Source organism: Mucilaginibacter polytrichastri, from assembly GCF_001911425.1.
GTDB classification, from domain to species: Bacteria; Bacteroidota; Bacteroidia; order Sphingobacteriales; family Sphingobacteriaceae; genus Mucilaginibacter; species Mucilaginibacter polytrichastri.
Window position 1 is genome coordinate 4,779,661 of record NZ_MPPL01000001.1, and the last position, 17,746, is coordinate 4,797,406.

The 17,746-nt window shown below is 41.2% G+C and carries 15 protein-coding genes; 5 read left to right on the top strand and 10 right to left on the bottom strand.

Going from position 1 to position 17,746, the window contains the following annotated elements:
* From RG47T_RS20510 to RG47T_RS20520, 3 genes are all read right to left on the bottom strand, one after another.
* The coding region (locus tag RG47T_RS20510; protein WP_139302439.1) for an RNA polymerase sigma factor at nt 1–534 on the bottom strand (534 nt) is incomplete at its 3' end.
* A 546-nt stretch (nt 535–1,080) separates the two neighbouring features.
* A complete protein-coding gene (locus RG47T_RS20515; protein WP_074491296.1) occupies nt 1,081–1,431 on the bottom strand; it encodes a SnoaL-like domain-containing protein in 351 nt (116 codons plus the stop codon).
* 6 nt (nt 1,432–1,437) lie between these two features.
* A complete protein-coding gene (locus RG47T_RS20520) occupies nt 1,438–2,490 on the bottom strand; it encodes an LLM class flavin-dependent oxidoreductase (RefSeq protein WP_074491297.1) in 1,053 nt (350 codons plus the stop codon).
* A 106-nt stretch (nt 2,491–2,596) separates the two neighbouring features.
* Here RG47T_RS20520 and RG47T_RS20525 point away from each other — a divergent pair, with 106 nt between their 5' ends.
* Nucleotides 2,597–2,956, top strand: coding sequence for a winged helix-turn-helix transcriptional regulator (locus RG47T_RS20525; protein WP_074491298.1), 360 nt, complete (start codon nt 2,597–2,599; stop codon nt 2,954–2,956).
* Nucleotides 2,957–3,031: 75 nt separating this feature from the next.
* Here RG47T_RS20525 and RG47T_RS20530 read toward each other — a convergent pair whose 3' ends face one another.
* Nucleotides 3,032–3,931: an alpha/beta fold hydrolase gene (locus RG47T_RS20530; protein WP_074491299.1), complete on the bottom strand. Its 900-nt coding sequence runs from the start codon at nt 3,929–3,931 to the stop codon at nt 3,032–3,034.
* A gap of 200 nt (nt 3,932–4,131) precedes the next feature.
* Between RG47T_RS20530 and RG47T_RS20535 the strand changes: the two genes are divergently transcribed.
* The 4 genes from RG47T_RS20535 to RG47T_RS20550 are packed head-to-tail and all read left to right on the top strand — an operon-like array spanning nt 4,132 to nt 8,119.
* Entirely contained in the window at nt 4,132–5,574 is a 1,443-nt protein-coding gene (locus RG47T_RS20535; RefSeq protein ID WP_074491300.1) for an alpha/beta hydrolase fold domain-containing protein, read from the top strand.
* Nucleotides 5,574–6,446, top strand: a complete 873-nt coding sequence (locus RG47T_RS20540; RefSeq protein WP_074491301.1) for a hypothetical protein — start codon at nt 5,574–5,576, stop codon at nt 6,444–6,446. The genes RG47T_RS20535 and RG47T_RS20540 overlap by 1 nt, the downstream gene beginning before the upstream one ends.
* 22 nt (nt 6,447–6,468) lie before the next feature.
* The gene (locus tag RG47T_RS20545; protein WP_074491302.1) at nt 6,469–7,281 is read left to right on the top strand and encodes an oxidoreductase; all 813 of its coding nucleotides are present in this window, start codon (nt 6,469–6,471) and stop codon (nt 7,279–7,281) included.
* Between the two features lie 40 nt (nt 7,282–7,321).
* Complete coding sequence (locus tag RG47T_RS20550; protein WP_074491303.1) at nt 7,322–8,119, top strand: helix-turn-helix domain-containing protein; 798 nt, start codon at nt 7,322–7,324, stop codon at nt 8,117–8,119.
* A 207-nt stretch (nt 8,120–8,326) separates the two neighbouring features.
* On the opposite strand, the gene RG47T_RS20555 is transcribed toward RG47T_RS20550, so the two are convergent.
* The 6 genes from RG47T_RS20555 to RG47T_RS20580 all read right to left on the bottom strand — a co-directional run bounded on the left by RG47T_RS20555 (nt 8,327) and on the right by RG47T_RS20580 (nt 17,676).
* Entirely contained in the window at nt 8,327–11,167 is a 2,841-nt protein-coding gene (locus RG47T_RS20555) for a M16 family metallopeptidase (RefSeq protein ID WP_083627478.1), read from the bottom strand.
* A 168-nt stretch (nt 11,168–11,335) separates the two neighbouring features.
* Nucleotides 11,336–11,713 carry a hypothetical protein gene (locus RG47T_RS20560; RefSeq protein WP_139235712.1) on the bottom strand — a complete coding sequence of 126 codons (378 nt, stop codon included), beginning with the start codon at nt 11,711–11,713 and terminating at the stop codon, nt 11,336–11,338.
* 41 nt (nt 11,714–11,754) lie between these two features.
* Entirely contained in the window at nt 11,755–13,080 is a 1,326-nt protein-coding gene (locus RG47T_RS20565) for a MutS-related protein (RefSeq protein WP_074491305.1), read from the bottom strand.
* Nucleotides 13,077–14,420, bottom strand: a complete 1,344-nt coding sequence (locus tag RG47T_RS20570) for a MutS-related protein (RefSeq protein WP_074491306.1) — start codon at nt 14,418–14,420, stop codon at nt 13,077–13,079. Before RG47T_RS20570 ends, RG47T_RS20565 begins: the two co-directional genes overlap by 4 nt.
* 1 nt (nt 14,421) lies before the next feature.
* Nucleotides 14,422–16,737, bottom strand: coding sequence for a Gldg family protein (locus RG47T_RS20575; RefSeq protein WP_074491307.1), 2,316 nt, complete (start codon nt 16,735–16,737; stop codon nt 14,422–14,424).
* A gap of 3 nt (nt 16,738–16,740) precedes the next feature.
* Nucleotides 16,741–17,676, bottom strand: a complete 936-nt coding sequence (locus tag RG47T_RS20580) for an ABC transporter ATP-binding protein (protein WP_074491308.1) — start codon at nt 17,674–17,676, stop codon at nt 16,741–16,743.
* Between the last annotated feature and the right edge of the window lie 70 nt (nt 17,677–17,746).

Consider the following 17,746-nt stretch of genomic DNA (forward strand, 5'->3'; position numbering starts at 1 on the left):
TTCACGGATAGCATTCAATGCCAGCTTCATGTGATAATGTACGGTATCAGGAGAAATATTAAGCTGTTGGGCGGCCTCCTCATATTTCAGGCCTTCCTGTCGGCAAAGGATATAAATCTTTTTTTGTTGCAGCGGCAGCAGTTGGATAGCCTCATCCAGTAACCGTGTAGTCTCGCGGAGATCCAGGTCATGTTGGGTACTGTTATCTAATTCTGATAAGCCTTCGCCAATGCGTTTGTTGGCTTTAGCGTGGCTGGCGACCTGGCGCAGCAGGTTAAATGCATGATTACGCACCAGGCGGTTAAGGTAAGCACCGAAGCTCTCAATGGTATTGAGCTTATCCCGGCCATACCATACCTTTAAAAAAATATCTTGAACGATTTCTTCAGCCAGATCCTCAGAATAGGTCAGTTTCAGGCCAAAGCCAAACACATATTTTTGATAGTAATCGAAGATTGTTGTAAAAGCGCGCTGATCCCCCTGTACAACCTTTGCCAGCAGTTCTGTTTCATCATTCAGGGGTTTAATCGCCATTATTCGCCAAAACGAATCTACTCTTAATTTTTGAAAAATCAAGCCTTCACCGCTAGACAGGGCTGGTCTATAAGCTGATAAGCTATATAACTGGCCTTTAGGCCTTCGGTACTGCTAACCGCTCCATATCGTCAACAAAGCTTCGCATGAAAAACATCGAGACCCAAACCAGCATTTGGTTCTCTTTTAATAAACTTATGCTCCAAGTCAAAATCTATTACTTTCGGTCAGGCTTGACTATTAAATTGGCTTTGTCGTTGACAAGAGTGATTTTTTTTAATAAACTCCCAGATAAACAACCCAATGGATTCAATTACCTTGCTACACTATTGCCCAATAAACCCAAAGAGTCCATATATATTTGTCTTAGTTTTTTATATTCATTTAAAGCTTAAAATCGCAAAGCGGCGAACATATCCGAAATAAAATAATTAAGGCTTAATTTAATCCAAGATGACGTTTGATCGCAAGTGCCAAATGATCTTAACCTTTAATTACCAAAGCGAAAACTGCCAAAAGACAGTTTTCGCTATTCAACTACAGTTTTTAAGATTTAAAAAAGAATTGCTCGGCAACAATTTTCCCGTCGTTTACATCGTAAACACCAATCTCGTCCAAAACAGCTCTGTAACCATTTTTATAAGTGATATCCATTTTTATTCCAATCGCAAAATGGTCCGCCGCTACTAATGGATCTGTTACCGAAGCTGAATGAACTTCAGCGATTTGGCTCATCCAGGCATTGCTTTTTTCGTAAACCGCGGCTATGCCTTCAACTTTATCTCCATTACCTTCGATACTGATGATATCAGCTGAGTAAAATTTTTCTTTGGCTTCCTTGTTTTTTCCTTCGCGAACCAGGCTTACCAGTTCTTCAGCGATTTGTTTAATTTCCATGATTTGTTATTTTTTAAAAATTGTATTTATTGATTTACTTTCTTTTCGTATGGTTGGTGCTACCTTTGTGCCATATAGCTCAATCGCCTTCATAATTTGCTCGTGAGTTGATCTCCCGGTAATTAATTGCGCCATATAACGTGTGTTACCGAATAATTCATGCAGGTGCATGATCTTATCAATTACCTGCTGTTCATTCCCGACGATCAGGGGACCATTATTGCGTAAATATTCAAATGAGGATTTATTCATCGGAGCCCAGCCTCTTTCGCGCCCTACCTGGTTCATGATCTGTTCATAAGAAGGATAAAACTCGTCATCAGCACGTTGTGAATCTTCCGCTACATAAAACTGGGTAAGAATACCTAATTGTAACGCGCTGCTGTCATGTCCTGCTTTTTCTGCAGCAAGCCGGTAATTATTAATTAATGGTACGTACTGGCTGGGTGAGCCGCCAAGGAGAGCCAGGGTCATAGGTAGGTTTAGCATTCCTGCCCTGATGGCTGATGATGGTGTACCACCGACAGCGAGCCAAACCGGGATAGATTCCTGCAAAGGGCGTGGATATATGCTTTGATTCTTTAATGAAGGCCTGTGCAGGCCCTTCCAGGTCACAACGGTTTGTTTATTGATCTTTAAAAGCAAATCCAATTTCTCCGCAAACAATGAATCATAATCACTCATGCTATAACCGAACAATGGAAATGACTCCGTAAATGACCCTCTGCCGGCCATGATCTCGGCCCGTCCTCCGGATAGCAGATCTACCGTAGCAAAATTCTGAAACACCCTTACAGGATCAGTCGAGCTCAACACAGTCACCGAACTTGAAAGACGTATATTTTTTGTAATGGATGCTGCTCCCGCCATCATGATCTCTGGCGCGGTGATAACAAAGTCCGGCCGGTGGTGCTCACCAAATGCAAATACATCCAAACCTACCTCGTCGGCAAGCTTTACCTGTTCCAGCATTTCCTGAACTTTTTTATGAGCATTGGTAGCATGTCCATATCCCATATCGGGTGACACTTCTCCGAATACACTTATTCCTAATTCCATAATTATCTAATATTTCTTTGCGTTGCAAAATTGTAAGATATACTTTAGATTTGAAAGGGCTTTCCAAATGTAAAGCGCTTTCCCGTGGGAAACTAATAATTGAGTTATGCCAAATAAAAACGAAGGAGTTATACTTTCTGATGGCTGCAGAAGGAGACTGCAATCCATCCAGGACACGATGGATCTGTTAGCCGGAAAATGGAAGATCCGCATCATCGGAACACTCGGCTTTGGCCCAAATTATTTCATGTCGTTACAGCGGCAAGTAGAGGGCATCGGATCAAAAATGCTTTCGAAGGAATTGCAGGAGCTGGAGGTAAACGGTTTAGTTAAGCGCATGGTTTACGACACCAAACCAGTTACTGTAAAATACGAACTTACGCCGTATGGAAATACGATAGCGCCCATTATTGACGAAATGGCCAAATGGGGCGAAATACACCGGGCGAAAATATTACAGGAATAATTGCTTCAGGGGTAAGCTATTCCTGAATATCAATACCAGCAAAAGCATATCACTGACGTCAGGTCATCCGATTATTCATAATTGCTCGTGCTGCATTTCTGCGATATCTATTTTATTTAAAAAGTCAAGAACAGTGGCAATGATGGCTTCAGGAGCGTCTTCCTGCATCAGGTGACTGGAATTATCAATAAGCCTTAAAGAAGACCCTGATATAAGTTTGTGTAATTTTTCACCTTCAGTTTTTGGTATCCACTCATCTTTTTCGCCCCATAAAATAGAAACAGGACAACGCATATGTGCATATCCTGGTTCTATTTCTTTGATATACTGATCACTCATTTGTGCTACCTGCCGGTAAAAAGCGGATTGTCCTAATTCACCGAACCAAGGTTCTGTATAGAGGGACATCACGTCATCATTTAGCTCATTGACCACCGAATTTCCGATATAAGCCTTTATTATTGCCTGATGAATATAAGCCGGCAGATCCGAGAAAACCTTTTCGTTATTTCTTACTGCCTGTACAAAGGGTGAACCGAAAGGGCTTAGCGCAACAGGGTCGATAAGGGTTAATGACCGGTAATCGGCATTATTTAAAATATGCGCACGTAATGCAGTTGCGCCGCCGAAATCATGTGCTACAACATCCGGCCTTTTTATTTCCCAATATTTTAAAAGCGCAGCAAACAGCTGGTTTTGGACGCCTAATGAGACATCTTGTCCATCTTTTTTTTCTGACTTTCCGTAACCTAATAAGTCAAAATAATATACTTTACGATGTGTCGCAAGGTAAGGTGATATTCTACGCCATACAACGGAAGAGAAGGGGGTGCCATGCAAAAGCACAAGCGGATAGCCTTCTCCCATAACGCCATAATTTACGCGCTGGCCCTCATACTCAAATTCAAAAGGTAGGTGCCATTCTGTTGCGGCTATTCTTCCAGTTAGATGGGGATCATTTTTATTTCCTGTCATATATATTTTTTAAAAACTTAAAAAGCGAAAGTCATCGCTTCCGGTTACAGCATAATCAATAATCTAACAAGCGCTTTTTAATAAATGTTTTCTGATCTAAGGCTTTAAATGCCCTATGAGCTTTTCAAAAAAGCAATTTGAGCTTCTGGCAAAACCTTTTAGTTGTAGGTAAGCCGTTCTTTGTATGATAAAATCTTTATATGACAAATTCAAAGAAGATACTGGCAGTTGCGGTGATGTTTACTTTAATGAATGCCAGTTGCTCGCGTAAAATTTCTATTACGCCTCAACAGGCTGCAACCATGAGTCGTCCGTCTGTTGACACGCTGAAAAATTTCAAAGTCATTCGTTTACCAATAATTAAGCCGTCGGACAAGTTGTTGATTAAGGCGAGAGGACAGTTTGGATTGCATGAAGCAGGTGAATTGAAAGATATGATGGCAAGATTTAATCCTTTGATTACGGATACTATCATCGGTGATGTTAAAGTTAAAATTATCACGCCGGTTCATATTAATCCAGCGTACGCAGGTAAAATTGCGATATATATTCACGGAGGTGGATTTATTATGGGTTCACCTACTGATCGTACCAGTATGTTAATGGCTAATGAAATGGGCATTAAAACCTTTTCAATTGATTATTCGCTGGCACCTGAAGCTAAATTCCCGGTTGCTATGAACGAATGCGTAACCGTTTACCGACATCTTGTCCAACAATATCAGCCGCAAAACATTACATGTTGGAGCATATCCGCGGGCTGTACGCATATGCTGGCTATGCTTATCAAGGCTAAACAGGACGGTTTGCCGATGATTAATTCCATGGCCCTGTTATCACCGGCCGCAGATATCAGCGGCAACGGAGACGCTGTAAAATCGAACGACGGCAGGGATATTCTGGGCTACAGGAACCAGGCGGATAAAATGTTTGCCGCCCCATTTGCCGGAAATGCCAGCCTGACAGATCCCCTAGTTTCACCGGTGTACGCTACCTACCCAAGCGATTTCCCGGCAACAATATTGGCGACATCGACCCGCGACTTATTTTTAAGTAACGCTGTGCGCACCCATTGGAAAATACGCAACGCTGGCGGAAACGCCGAACTGCTGGTTGCCGAGGGGATGTGGCACGCTTTTCAGAGCTATCCCGATTTGCCAGAGGCTGCAGAAAACCGAAAGGCTGTACAGCAGTTCCTCTATTACAAGCTGGTACAGGCAGATACTGCAAAAAATACGGCATTGGTTAAAAGGTTTATCATCGAAGTGATCAACGGTCAAAAATTTGAATTGTTAGGCGAAATATGGGCACAAGATATGATCTGGCACGGTGGCAGTATGGGAGATATTACCGGGCTGCCTGCTTACAAAAAAATGATGGAAGCCAGCGTATCAGGCTCTTTTTCAGCTATGCATTTATCCATCAGGAACATTATCGCCTCAGGTAACAAAGTAGTTGTTTATTTCCAGAACAGTGGTAAAAATATCGGACCATTTATGGGTAACAAGGCGACCGGCAAGCATGCTGCCTGGGATGGTATGGGAATCTATCGGATCAGCAACGGAAAAATAGCCGAAGCCTGGTTTTCTGAAGATTTGTTGAGTATGTTTCAGCAGCTCGGCTTTCTTAAATCTGGGAATTAATGAATTTATTGGAATCCATTATCCATTATTATAACGGTGAAGTACGTCACGGCTTCTATGGCGCGCTTCTCGGGGGCCTGCTGCTGATTGCCGGTGCCTTGCTATGGAAATGGGCGGGGCCGCTATCCCTTCTGAAAGGGCTGTCATGGCCAATGGTGCTGATCGGACTTCTTGTTGGCATAGGTGGTGCGGCGAGTAGCTTTGTAACCCGCAAAGCTATTCCCGCGCGTGTGGAACAATACAGGAAGGATCCGGCAACATTCCTGGAACAAGAATCCGTTAAAGTTGAGAAAACACATAAGTCCTGGTCAGGCATCCGGCTATTCTGGGGAATACTGAGTTTTGGCGGATTAATTTTATCACTTACTATCGGCCGGCCATTCTGGCTTGGTGTCGGGCTTGGCACATTGGCATCGGGCATATTATTATCTGTATTTGAGCATTATTCCATGAAGTTTAATGAACAATACTACCAACAGGTTACAACCGCAGCCAGCTCAAACGCGGTGCTGAATCAACCAGTTAACAGACCGGCAAAACAGTTTATGCAGGTAATTGCAAAGCCCCCCGTAGTAATTGAACGCACGTTGGTACCTAACGACCCTGATACGACGCAATGCAGCATAAATCAAGCTGATGACAGCCTGAATTCCCGATCTTTGGCCACAATTATCCCCGGCACTACAACTGTGGCTTCTAATACCGTAATTCCGGACACCCCGGCAATACTAACCGGGGCTTTGGATATAATATCAATTCCGCAATCGAAACGAAAAAGGAAATTGCTGGACTATTACAATTCTGATTTGATCAAGGATGGCGGTATCAGCGCTAAGCGATGCTGGTTCCGTAAAAAGTATATTAAGGAATAAATAACGCTGTAAACAAAAAATAATGAATAAAGTAGCATTAGTAACCGGCGCTTCTGCCGGCATCGGCGCGGAAACCGCCCGCTTATTAGCTTCAAATGGCTATACTGTCTATGGTGCAGCACGCCGTATAGACAAAATGAATGATCTTATAGATGCTGGTATAAAAACGATAGCTATGGATGTATCGAAAGACGAATCAATTGTAAATGCCATACACCAAATCATTGCTGAACAGGGCCGTATCGATGTGCTCGTCAACAATGCGGGTTTCGGTTTGTATGGCGCTATCGAAGATGTTGCCATCGAAGATGCCCGCTATCAAATGGAGGTCAACGTTTTCGGACTGGCAAGATTGATTCAGTTGGTATTGCCGCATATGCGGCAGGAGCGTTATGGAAAAATCGTTAATATTACCTCCATCGGCGGCAAAATGGCGACCCCGCTTGGCGGTTGGTATCATGCCAGTAAATTCGCGGTAGAGGGATTAAGCGACAGTCTTCGATTAGAGGTGAAACCGTTTGGTATCGATGTGATCATCATTGAACCGGGCGGTGTTAAAACGGAGTGGGGAAATATCGCTTTTGCCCACGCGAAGGAGGTATCCGGCAAAACCATATATCAAGATCTTACAGTTAAAGCAGAGGGTATTTATGAAAAAACAGCAGAAAAAAATGTCGAACCTATTGAAATAGCGGAGCTTATTAAAACAGCCATTGAAGCGGACAAGCCTAAGGCGCGTTATGTAAAAGGGTATCTCGCAACACCGACGCTAATGGCTAAAAAATGGTTGAGCGACGGCCTGTTCGATAAAATAATTATGAGCCAGTTGAAATAGACATTTTAAATATTATCTTTAAATCAGGCTTGGCCATATTATGAAAAAAGATGAGCTTCAGTTTAATATTTTATATTCCTGCACCGATGAACGAAAGCGCGGTCGGGAACAACTAGTTACGGAACATGTCCTGTGTTATGTTTTATCCGGAAAGGTTCAATTCCACACTAACCAGGGGATGTTCAGCTATGGTGCTGGTACGATTGGCTTACTGCGGAAAAACCTTTTATTAAAATCTGTAAAATACCCGGCGGCGGATGGGACGGCGTTTCAGTCATTCAATATCTTTTTAGATCAGGAAAGTCTTAAAAAGTATCGCGCGCAGGAAAACACAGCTGCCAATGGCGTTTATGCGGGCAACCCTATAGTTGACTTATCTGATGATATTTTTATTAAGGGATATTTTGATTCCGTTTTGCCGTATTTCAACACCGACGTTCCCTTAACGGATTTAATGGCTAACCTTAAGACCAATGAAGCCATAGCGTTGCTTTTGAGGCATGACTCATTAAGCAATCTTTTATTTGATTTCAGTGCCTCTTTTAAGATTGATCTGGAAGCATTTATGAGTCAAAATTATACCTATAACATTCCAATAAAACAATTTGCCCTTTTGACGGGCCGAAGTTTGGCCACGTTTAAAAGAGATTTTAAAAAGGTCTTTCAAAATTCACCGGAAAAATGGCTGGTTCAAAAGAGGCTGGAGCAGGCTCACTTCCTGATCGCGCAACAAAATCAAACGCCGTCTGCGGTATACCTGAATGTCGGATTCGAGAATCTTGCTCATTTCTCTACTTCGTTTAAAAAGCTATTTGGCTATAACCCATCAACGCTTTGATATTTGCAGGATACGGTTTATAAAAACCGGCATGATCAGCGATTGACAAATTCTCAACGGCTTGCGGTTTATATTTCTGGAAAAAAGTATGCGCAGCCTGCACTAAGCAGCGCTACTTCTATTAATTAACTATTTACCGATCCTAAAATGAACGATTGTGCGGAGGATCAAATTTTATTGATTGCATGTCAGAACTATAATTTTGACTCAATTATTATCCAGCTTTTTAAGATATTCAGGCATCAGGACCAGCTTAATGTAATTTTCGCCACTTAAATACTTGCCGGCCATTGTTCTAACATCTTCGGGTTTTACGCCATTCATCAAACTATCGTAATGATTAACCTGGTCGAAATCCTGGCTGTTTTGCAACTGGAGATTCAAGTAGGCCAGCCAGAAATTATTGGTTTTTAATTGGGGTTGAAAACTGGTTTTGTCCTCTGCACGCCACTTATCGACATTACCCTGTAGCGGACCGTTAGTTTTTAACTTATTAATCTCATCCAATGTCGAAGCGATTAGTTTGTCCACATTTTGTGGTGAGCACCCAAAATGCACGATAAAATTGTAACGCTGTTGCGGTAGTTTTGCCTTGCTGACTTCAACACCAGGGCTATATACGCCACTTTCGTCTTCGCGTAACCGTTCTAACAAGCGTATTTCCAGCGATTCTTTCAAAGCATCCATTTTAACATTATTATCCGGATTATAATCATACTTGCCGGTATACACAAGGTAAACTGTGGCTTTGGGCTCACTGCCTTTATATACTATTTTTTCAATTCGACCACTCGGCGCATGAATGTTTAAATCGACTCCCATCTCATGCTGATTTGTTGAAGGTAACGAGCCCAGATATTTTTCTAAAAGTGGTTTAATGGTATTAGTATCAATGCTGCCTACAAATGTGAAGGTAAAATTGCTCGCGTCTGCAAAGCGCTCTTTGTAAATTCGATAGGCCTTTAGCAAGTTGATCAGCTCCAGCTTCTGCAGGGTTGGCCCGGTTCGTCTGCTATTGTAATTTCCCATAACTGCGCTTACAGTATCTTTAAACACACTTGAAGGATCATTGCTCCGATTAGCTAAACCTGCTTTGGAGCGCGCTATGAGTCCATTGAAAATTGCGGAATCCGCTCTTGGCTCAGTAAAATATGCGTAGATCATTTGCATAGCAGTTTCCAGGTCGGTGACACTAGAGGAACCATTTATGCCTTGGTACTGTTCTGTTATATAGGGTTGCACGCTTAGCTGCTTACCTTCCAAGTATTTACTTAATTCGTCAATATTATAATTCCCTATGCCATTTGCTGCAATAACGCCCGCGGCACTGGATGCAGATTGATAATCAGCATCATTGTACAATGAAGTTCCACCTGGAGCGAAAGAACTGAAGATTATTTGGTTGTTTTTAAAGTCAGTTGGTTTCAATAGTACTTTTAACCCATTACTTAAGGTGAGGGTCGTAATATTAAATTCATTATTTTTCGTTTCGCTTTTAATTTTTCCAGGAACAGGCATCGTGCTTATAAGCGGCTTGGCATTTATATCATCCTTATAAGGCTTAAGGTCTTCTGCTTCGACATTGTTAAGCCATGTGTTGACAATAACCTCGTTGGGCAGGCTATTCTTATCTTTTTCAGGTGCTAAAATGAGTATATCCCTGTTGATAATAGTGATGTATGTTTTAGCAAGATCATTAACATCTGTTAAGTTGATGCCGGGTATTTCCTCTTTGGTTAACTGGTACTCCCTTTCTATTCCGGGGGATGCCTCGCCGGTTAAAAAATAAGCTTTGTATTCACTTACATAACTGTTTGAATTGGTTTTACTTTTTTCCTTAACAGCGCTTTCAATTCCGTTCAAGTAAGCTATTTTCGCTCTGTCGAGTTCTGTCGATGTAAAGCCAAATCGTTTCAATCTCTCTGTTTCACGCCACACTGCTTTCAATCCTTGCTCTAACTCACCCGGTTTCGCCTGTACGCTGACATTATAAGAATTTAAACCGCCCATAAAACCTGAAATATTTGCGCTACCACTCACAAACGGCGGATTGGATTGATTTAGTAATTCTGCATAACGGTCGGCTAACATCTGGTCAAATAGGCCTTGTATCAATGCAGTGCGGTAATCATCCTTAGTTCTTAATCCGGGTGCTTTATGTTTTATTAAAATTTCGGCTTCAGTGGTCGTCATTTCTTTATCCGTGACTACTAAAAAATGGTTTTTGCCGGTTAGTGGTACTATATATTTGATACGTGCTCTTTCATGTGGAGGGTTTTTTAAACTGGCGAACTGTTGTTTTATCTGTGTTTCGATCTGATCGACATTTATATCGCCTACAACAATCAAAGCCTGCAAATCTGGTCGATACCAATCATTATAAAAACGAGCGATAACGGGGCGCTTGAAATTATTTAGGACAGTGTCCAATCCAATTGGAACCCGTACCGTGTACCGGGAGTTATTCAGGATAGCTGGGTAATATTGCCTTTGCATCCTTTCGCTAGCACCTTTACCTAAGCGCTTCTCTTCCAGCACTACACCACGCTCTTTATCGATCTCTCCCGGGTCGAGAAGTGCCTCATGCGCCCAATCGCGCATAATTTCCAAAACGCCTTTAAGCAGTTCCGGTTTGTCCGAAGGAATTGGCAACTCATAAACTGTTTCATCAAAGCTTGTATAAGCGTTAATATCCGCACCGAAGCGAACTCCTGCCTTTTGCAAATAATCTATAAGTTGGTTATGCGGAAAGTGTGTAGTCCCGTTAAAGCTCATATGCTCCAAGAAATGAGCCAATCCCTGTTGATCGTCATCTTCCAGCACCGAGCCTACTTTATTCACAAGATACATCATTACACGTTTTTTGGGCTCTTCATTATGGCGTATGTAATAGGTAAAACCATTTGCAAGTTTTCCTGTACGTACCGCGGAATCTAAGGGAAGAGCGGGTTCAATTTTTTTTGCCTGCTGGCAAATGCCATTGACATAAAATAAATTTACTATGGTTATTAATAGTATATAGCGTATGTAATAAAAGCGTTTTTTCATTTTATCGTTTTGTGCCACAAAATTGTAGCTGATAGGTATATAAGTTAATTTAGCTAATTCTGCATTTGTTCATTCTTAAATTTATTTAACGAAAAACAATTACCAGTATGAAATATCTTAGACTTTGCACTTATTATTTGTCGTTAATTGCCAATCGCATAACTGACTTTACTGCTGAGAAGCCATTATTTTTCTAAAAGCATCAAGACGTTTGTTTAACATTTCTTGGAAGGGCTTTTTCTGTTCGGCTGTCAAAACCGCTTCCACCTTCCGAGCGACAGCATTCATTTGTTCAATCAAATAGTTTAATATCGCCTTGGTATTATGAGTAGTTTGCCAGCTTTTCATCTTAGCCTGCTCAGCTTTATCATTTGCTTGTTTACTTTCAGTTTGTTGCAGAATTGTCGTTATTTTTGTTGTCTGTAGATCAGTAAGCTTCAATTCTACCTGTAATTTTTTAGCCTCTTCAGCAGGTGTTTTTGGTGCCTGCGCAAAAGAATTTGCCGCTATTCCAACAATTAAGATTAGTGTAGTTATCCATTTCATTGTTCTCATCGTTTAATTTTTTTCGTTATATATGATTACATTTATTCTAACATTTTTAATATACCCTCATTTTCAATGATCATCATGCCATGCCTGTCGCTAGAAATACCCGGCTGCAGCTGATAGGTATAGGTTGGAATAATGCCATTCATGATAGTAGGTAGATATAGTGATTGGATGTTGCTTTGCCGCTTTAATACTTCACCAGCTTCTATAATATGTGTAGAAATAATGAATAGACAATTTCGGTATTCGCTGAAGGCAGCGGTTACTGCAAGCGTCGCATCGTATGCATCTTTTACATTGGTACCCTTGAAGAGTTCATCAAATATGACTACCAGGTCTTTACCGCTGCTCACTTCCGCGGCTACTTTTTTCACCCTCAACACTTCCGCATAAAAATGGCTGTATCCCATAACCAGGTTGTCCGGCACGTTGATAGAGGAATAAATGCCTTGCTTCACTGAAAACTCCATATGGCTCGCTGCTACCGGGAACCCCATGTGCGCCAGGTAAATATTAATTCCAAATGCTTTCATGAAAGTAGATTTACCAGCCATATTTGCGCCGGTTAAAAAGATCATGTTGCTACCTTGGCTTAAGGATACCGGGTTGGCTATTGCCTTTGGGATATTGGGATGCTTTAAAGCACTTGCTGTTAAGTAATGTGTCTCCTTTGGAAAAGCTTTAGCATAACTAAATTCTTTTTCCTTTGCTAAGTTAGCTACCGTTATAAAAACATCAAGCTGGTAAAAAATTTCTATTACTGTTTGCAGGGCTTGTTGCATTTTATGCCTTAGCACATGGTCATATTTTGCGGCTTTTTTTAAGGAGTATTGATTAGAATCATTTTGTTCTTCTGTCAGCCATCCCAGTTTAGGGTTATTCAGTATGTTTTTTACGGTTAACAACTCATTATAAAACGGATGCTCATGACGGTTATCCGCTTCAAATTGGCTGATAAATGTTTTACATTGTTTAAGCACCGTTATGGTTTGCTGTAAGCCGACTTGAACCTTTGGATATTCTTCGTCACGTACGATGATAGCCAGCAATTTCTTTTTTGCAAGGTTTATGAATATTACAGGGTAATTTGTACCACTACTACCGCTAAGGTAGTTTTCCATCGCGCTAAATTGTTCGTTGCTGAATGGGAACGTAACTTGCTTGCTTTGAAAATATTTAAAGGTATCGCTGCGCGTGTTGATCGCATCAGGATCAATAAGCGGTGTTTGGAACATCTTGGTAAGCAATTGTTCGCCACCAGATGTTCTCACCTTATTAAACAGGCTAAAGATAGAATGCTGTTTGTATTTGCCCAGCAAGTTCATGTCTTCCAGTGTTTGTTTATCGGCTATAAAACTCATGACGATACCTCCTTTCCTTTCTTTAACAGCTCCAGTATACCTTCATTATTAATGATGATCATACCATGCCGGTCATCGGTAATCCCACTTTCAAGGGTATAAGTGTATTCGGGGATAGTTCCATTCAGGTGGGTAGGCAGGTATTTAAAACTGATATTATGTTGCTGCTTCAATATTTCTCCGGCTTCTATAATATGAGTAGAAATCACAAACATGCTGTTGCGCTTTTTTGCAAATGCTGATGTAATGGCAATCGTAGCTTCGTAAGCATCCTTTACATTGGTCCCCCTGAATAATTCATCAAAAATCACAAAGATGTTCCTGCCCGCATTTAGCTCTTTGGCCACCTTTTTTATCCGCAATACTTCTGCATAAAAGTGGCTAGCCCCAATCCCGAGGTTATCCGGTAAATTGATCGTGGTGTAAATTCCATCCAATACTGAAAATTCCATCATTTTCGCTGCTACCGGGAATCCCATATGTGCCAGGTACATTGCTATTCCTAACGATTTCATAAATGTGGATTTACCGGCCATATTAGCCCCCGTTAAAAAAACTATGTTGCTGTTAGGCGTAATGTGGATTGTATTTGGTACCGCCTTCTTAAGATGAGGATGGTAGAGTCCTTGTAGTTTGATCACATGCTCTTCTTTAGGCAGCGCCTTGGGGAATATATAGTTGCGTTCGGCGGCTACTTTGGCTACGGTTATGTATACATCTAACTGGTAAATATATCGCAATATTTGTTGTATCGTTTCCCGGTGGCGGAATCTCAGTAACATATCGTATGTTGCCAGCTTTTCACGTGAAAACTTATTCTTAGGTTCATCCTGCAACAGAAGGCTTGTAGGTTTTTCTGTTAATAATGCACCTACATTTATTGTTTCCGGGTCACTTCTAAAGGGGCTGCCTGCCTGCAGCAAGTTATTCTTCAGTAGGCTGTCTAACACTCTTACAATTTCCACCAGAGCAGTAATTCCGCTAATTATCTGCTTATGATCTGCATCATCGGCTATCAAGCTAGTTAGTTTTTTTTCAAGCGATGGTTTTACGGCTGAAAGTTTGGACCGCTCGTCGGTATTGGCTAAATATTGCTGTGCACGGTCGAATAGCTCGGAATTGAACGGAAAAACAACTTGTGCTACTTTTAGATAACGGATTGCTTCGTTCCGCTTATTAATCGCTTCTGCATCTGATAGCGGATAATTGAACATCTCTTCCAAAATTTGAGCACCGTTGAGTGTCGAGGTTCGGTTGAACAGGGACAGGATTGATCCCGTTCCCTGTTTTCCGAAGATATTTAAATCATCTTGCGTTTGCTTGTCTGTTGTAAATAACATACTATTTTCTTTTACGACGGATAAGGAAAATAGCGGCGATTAGTATTAATAAGCCTGGTAAGACCCCCAAGAATAAAATCTGAAGGGCTTTTATTCCTTTATCTGTGATATTCAACCGGTTATCTTTACTCTCCGGCCTGTCTGTATCAACGGGGAACTGACCATTTGAAAACCATTTAAAAATGCCAACGCCAAAAATAAAATTACCTTCCTGGCTCTTCTGCAATTCTGAATTTGATAAAAAATCGGCGTCCCCGGCAACAATGATGCGCTGCTCTTTATTATTGATCTGCCTGGTAAGTGCCAATATAGTTGGTACCGCTTTTTTAGTATCCCCATCTGCATCTGAAAAAACAACTTTTGCGGAATCCGTCACCAATTTGCCCTTTTTATTCCAATTTATTGTGCTATCAGTCATCAGGATAGGCTTAACAGAAAATGGACCGCCGGTATAAGTTAACCCCACTGCACCGGGCATAGAAACACCTTTATTATTTATTACCAACTGCTGAAGTTGGTTTGAAAGATCGAGTGCGTTTTTGGTTAACCCAACTTTGATCAAATCGGGTACATCGTCAGTAGCGTTTTGCACTAAAACACCGTCCATCATTTGTACGCCTAAAAATTTGAGAATAGGGTTTACCACTGACTGTTTTCCGGGTTCGCCTGCTATAAACAGATTACCTCCGCCAGCAACATATCGTTGAATCTTAGCCAATCCTTCCGATGTGAAAGTGGTTTTAGGATCTGCTATCACCAACGCAGCGATTTCAGTCGGAAGCTCTCCGGTTTGCAATGACAGGTTTTCCACATCAAATCCCTGGTTAATTAAAGAATACCTGAAGGGTATCATGTTAGTCGATACGCGGTAATCCCTGTCGCTTAGTTTATCTTTACTTCTTTCAAGTTCTCCATTTAAAAATCCGATTTTCGGAAGTTTTGTTATCAGGCGTTTTAATGCGGCGTCCGTTTCTGTTTCCGAAGGAAAAACACGGGAATCTTGAAAAATACGAAGGAAAGTGGTTTTCCCTTTATATTTGAGCTGCATGACATAACGATTAAGCTCAGGCCGTAAATCAATAATTTTCCTGATCTCTTGAGGCGTTTTAAAGTCCTTCAAATCCACTTTATAAGCATTTGCGTATTGAGCTGCTCCCCACACCGGGATTACCGGCCCTTTTTGTCCTTTTGTTTTTGCAACCGCAGGCATAGTCTTTGCGGTAAGCGGAATTACATCGTCATAGTAATAAACATAGTTGAGTTTAATATTCGATTTGAAACGTAAATAAGGTAGCCAGCGATCCAGGTCTATGTTACGTTGATCGGGTTTACCGGAAAAATAATAGCTATCTAACAAATTAATATAAGAAGTGACTTCCAATGGGCCATCACCTAGTTCGCTGATGATCTTTTGGGAGTTTGATGTGAGCGTCCACTGGTTCCCGGCACTGGCATCATAGTAGCCGGTTAATGCTGGCAGGCTCGAGAAATACCCAATTATTAATACGCAGCAAAAAATCAATGCGTATCTACCGGCTATTATTCTTCCGGGTTTTGATTCGCGCTTTGACTGTAGCCTGATTATACTAAATCCCAGAAAAACAAAAACGATCAGGCCGAAATAGATCACGTCCTTAGTACTGACAAGTCCGCGCAACATGCGTGTAGTTCGCCCGGAAATAGAAAGAAAGTAGGTAAGGTCACGGACAAAATCAATATCCTGCCATACCGTTCCGATATATTGAAGTACAGCAAACATTACCAGTGTACCGATAGCCGCAACGATCTGATAAGAGGTAAGGCTGGACATAAAAAGTCCGATAGCGGAATAAGCGCACAAAAGCAAGTAGACTCCCAAAAGGCTGGTTAATAAGATACCCAAATCGAAAGAAGGAATATTGAACATTCCGGTGACCTCGTACATGAATATAATCAGGATCAGGATAAAATTATAACCCATCATAGCCATAAACTTACCGATGACGATCTGGCTTATTTTAATAGGTGAAGAGTAAAGTAATTTAATGGTTCCATTATTGAGTTCCCGGCTGATTAGTCCCATGGTAAGCAACGGGATATATAAATAGACCTTTCCTATAACGAGATAAAATACACCACCCGGAAACAGTTGCTGTGTCATCGCTTTGTTATTCGACAAATAGAAGCCGCCAAGGTTCTGGAAGGTTAAATGCTCCCCTAACATGGACGTGTACGTTAAACCGCATTGGAAAAGAAAAACGATGGCCAGAAACCAGGCTATTGGCGAATAGAATAAAGTACTCAGTTCGGCCTTAGCTATTTTAAGTGCTACTTTCATTGTTTATTTTTTAGCAAGATTATTGTTAGATAGTTGTGCAAATACTTCATCAACCGAACTTTTGTCCAGGCTAACTTCTCTTAGTTCCCAGCTATTTTGCACGCTGAGCTCAATTATTTTACCTGTGATTTCCGTTTCACCGTTAAAAAATAACCGCATTTGTCTTTCTGTAAGCACCTCAACTTTTGTTATACCAGGAATTTTACTCAATGTCTCTGTTGACGGAGGATTTTGCATAGTTACCAATACACTATGTGGCTCTACATAATTATTGAATGCATCCATGGTATCAGCAAAAACTATCTTACCGCCTTCTATCATCGTGACATTATTACAAAGCACCTGTACTTCTGATAATATGTGTGAAGAAAATACCACTGCTCGTTCCGTCGCAATATCTTTAATTAATGCCCGTACCTCTACTATTTGGTTGGGGTCAAGACCATTTGTGGGTTCATCCAGTACCACCAGTTGCGGGGTGTGAATAATGGCTTGCGCGATACCCACCCGCTGGCGATAACCGCCTGACAGATTCTTGATCAGCCGGTTGCTGAAATGCGAAATGCCACAGCGTTCTTTTGCATACCCAATAGCGGACTTTATCTTATCTTTTTCTATTAAACGTAAGAAAGCACAATATTCTAAATATTCGTCTACCGTAAAATCCATATATAATGGTGCGTTTTGTGGCAAAAAACCTATCATCTTTTTAGCCTTTTCCGGGTCTTCCCTCATATTGATCCCACCTATAAAAACATCGCCTTCAGTTTGGTTCAATACCCCGCACATAATATTCATGGTGGTGGATTTTCCGGCTCCGTTTGAACCGAGCAGGCCTAAAATACCGGTGCTGTTTATTTCCAGGTTAATGTCCTGTATTGCCCAGCTGCTGCTGTAACGATGAGACAGACTTTTAATACTTAAAATTTGTTGTTCCATGCTTAATTTTTGAAATAAAAGTTTTCGGGATATAAATTATATCCCGAAAACTTTTAAATTATTGGTAAGT

Coding starts and splice junctions, on each gene's coding strand:
- RG47T_RS20515 (WP_074491296.1), bottom strand. CDS start 1,431: ATGGAAATTAAACAAATCGCTGAAGAACTGGTAAGCCTGGTTCGCGAA.
- RG47T_RS20520 (WP_074491297.1), bottom strand. CDS start 2,490: ATGGAATTAGGAATAAGTGTATTCGGAGAAGTGTCACCCGATATGGGA.
- RG47T_RS20525 (WP_074491298.1), top strand. CDS start 2,597: ATGCCAAATAAAAACGAAGGAGTTATACTTTCTGATGGCTGCAGAAGG.
- RG47T_RS20530 (WP_074491299.1), bottom strand. CDS start 3,931: ATGACAGGAAATAAAAATGATCCCCATCTAACTGGAAGAATAGCCGCA.
- RG47T_RS20535 (WP_074491300.1), top strand. CDS start 4,132: ATGACAAATTCAAAGAAGATACTGGCAGTTGCGGTGATGTTTACTTTA.
- RG47T_RS20540 (WP_074491301.1), top strand. CDS start 5,574: ATGAATTTATTGGAATCCATTATCCATTATTATAACGGTGAAGTACGT.
- RG47T_RS20545 (WP_074491302.1), top strand. CDS start 6,469: ATGAATAAAGTAGCATTAGTAACCGGCGCTTCTGCCGGCATCGGCGCG.
- RG47T_RS20550 (WP_074491303.1), top strand. CDS start 7,322: ATGAAAAAAGATGAGCTTCAGTTTAATATTTTATATTCCTGCACCGAT.
- RG47T_RS20555 (WP_083627478.1), bottom strand. CDS start 11,167: ATGAAAAAACGCTTTTATTACATACGCTATATACTATTAATAACCATA.
- RG47T_RS20560 (WP_139235712.1), bottom strand. CDS start 11,713: ATGAAATGGATAACTACACTAATCTTAATTGTTGGAATAGCGGCAAAT.
- RG47T_RS20565 (WP_074491305.1), bottom strand. CDS start 13,080: ATGAGTTTTATAGCCGATAAACAAACACTGGAAGACATGAACTTGCTG.
- RG47T_RS20570 (WP_074491306.1), bottom strand. CDS start 14,420: ATGTTATTTACAACAGACAAGCAAACGCAAGATGATTTAAATATCTTC.
- RG47T_RS20575 (WP_074491307.1), bottom strand. CDS start 16,737: ATGAAAGTAGCACTTAAAATAGCTAAGGCCGAACTGAGTACTTTATTC.
- RG47T_RS20580 (WP_074491308.1), bottom strand. CDS start 17,676: ATGGAACAACAAATTTTAAGTATTAAAAGTCTGTCTCATCGTTACAGC.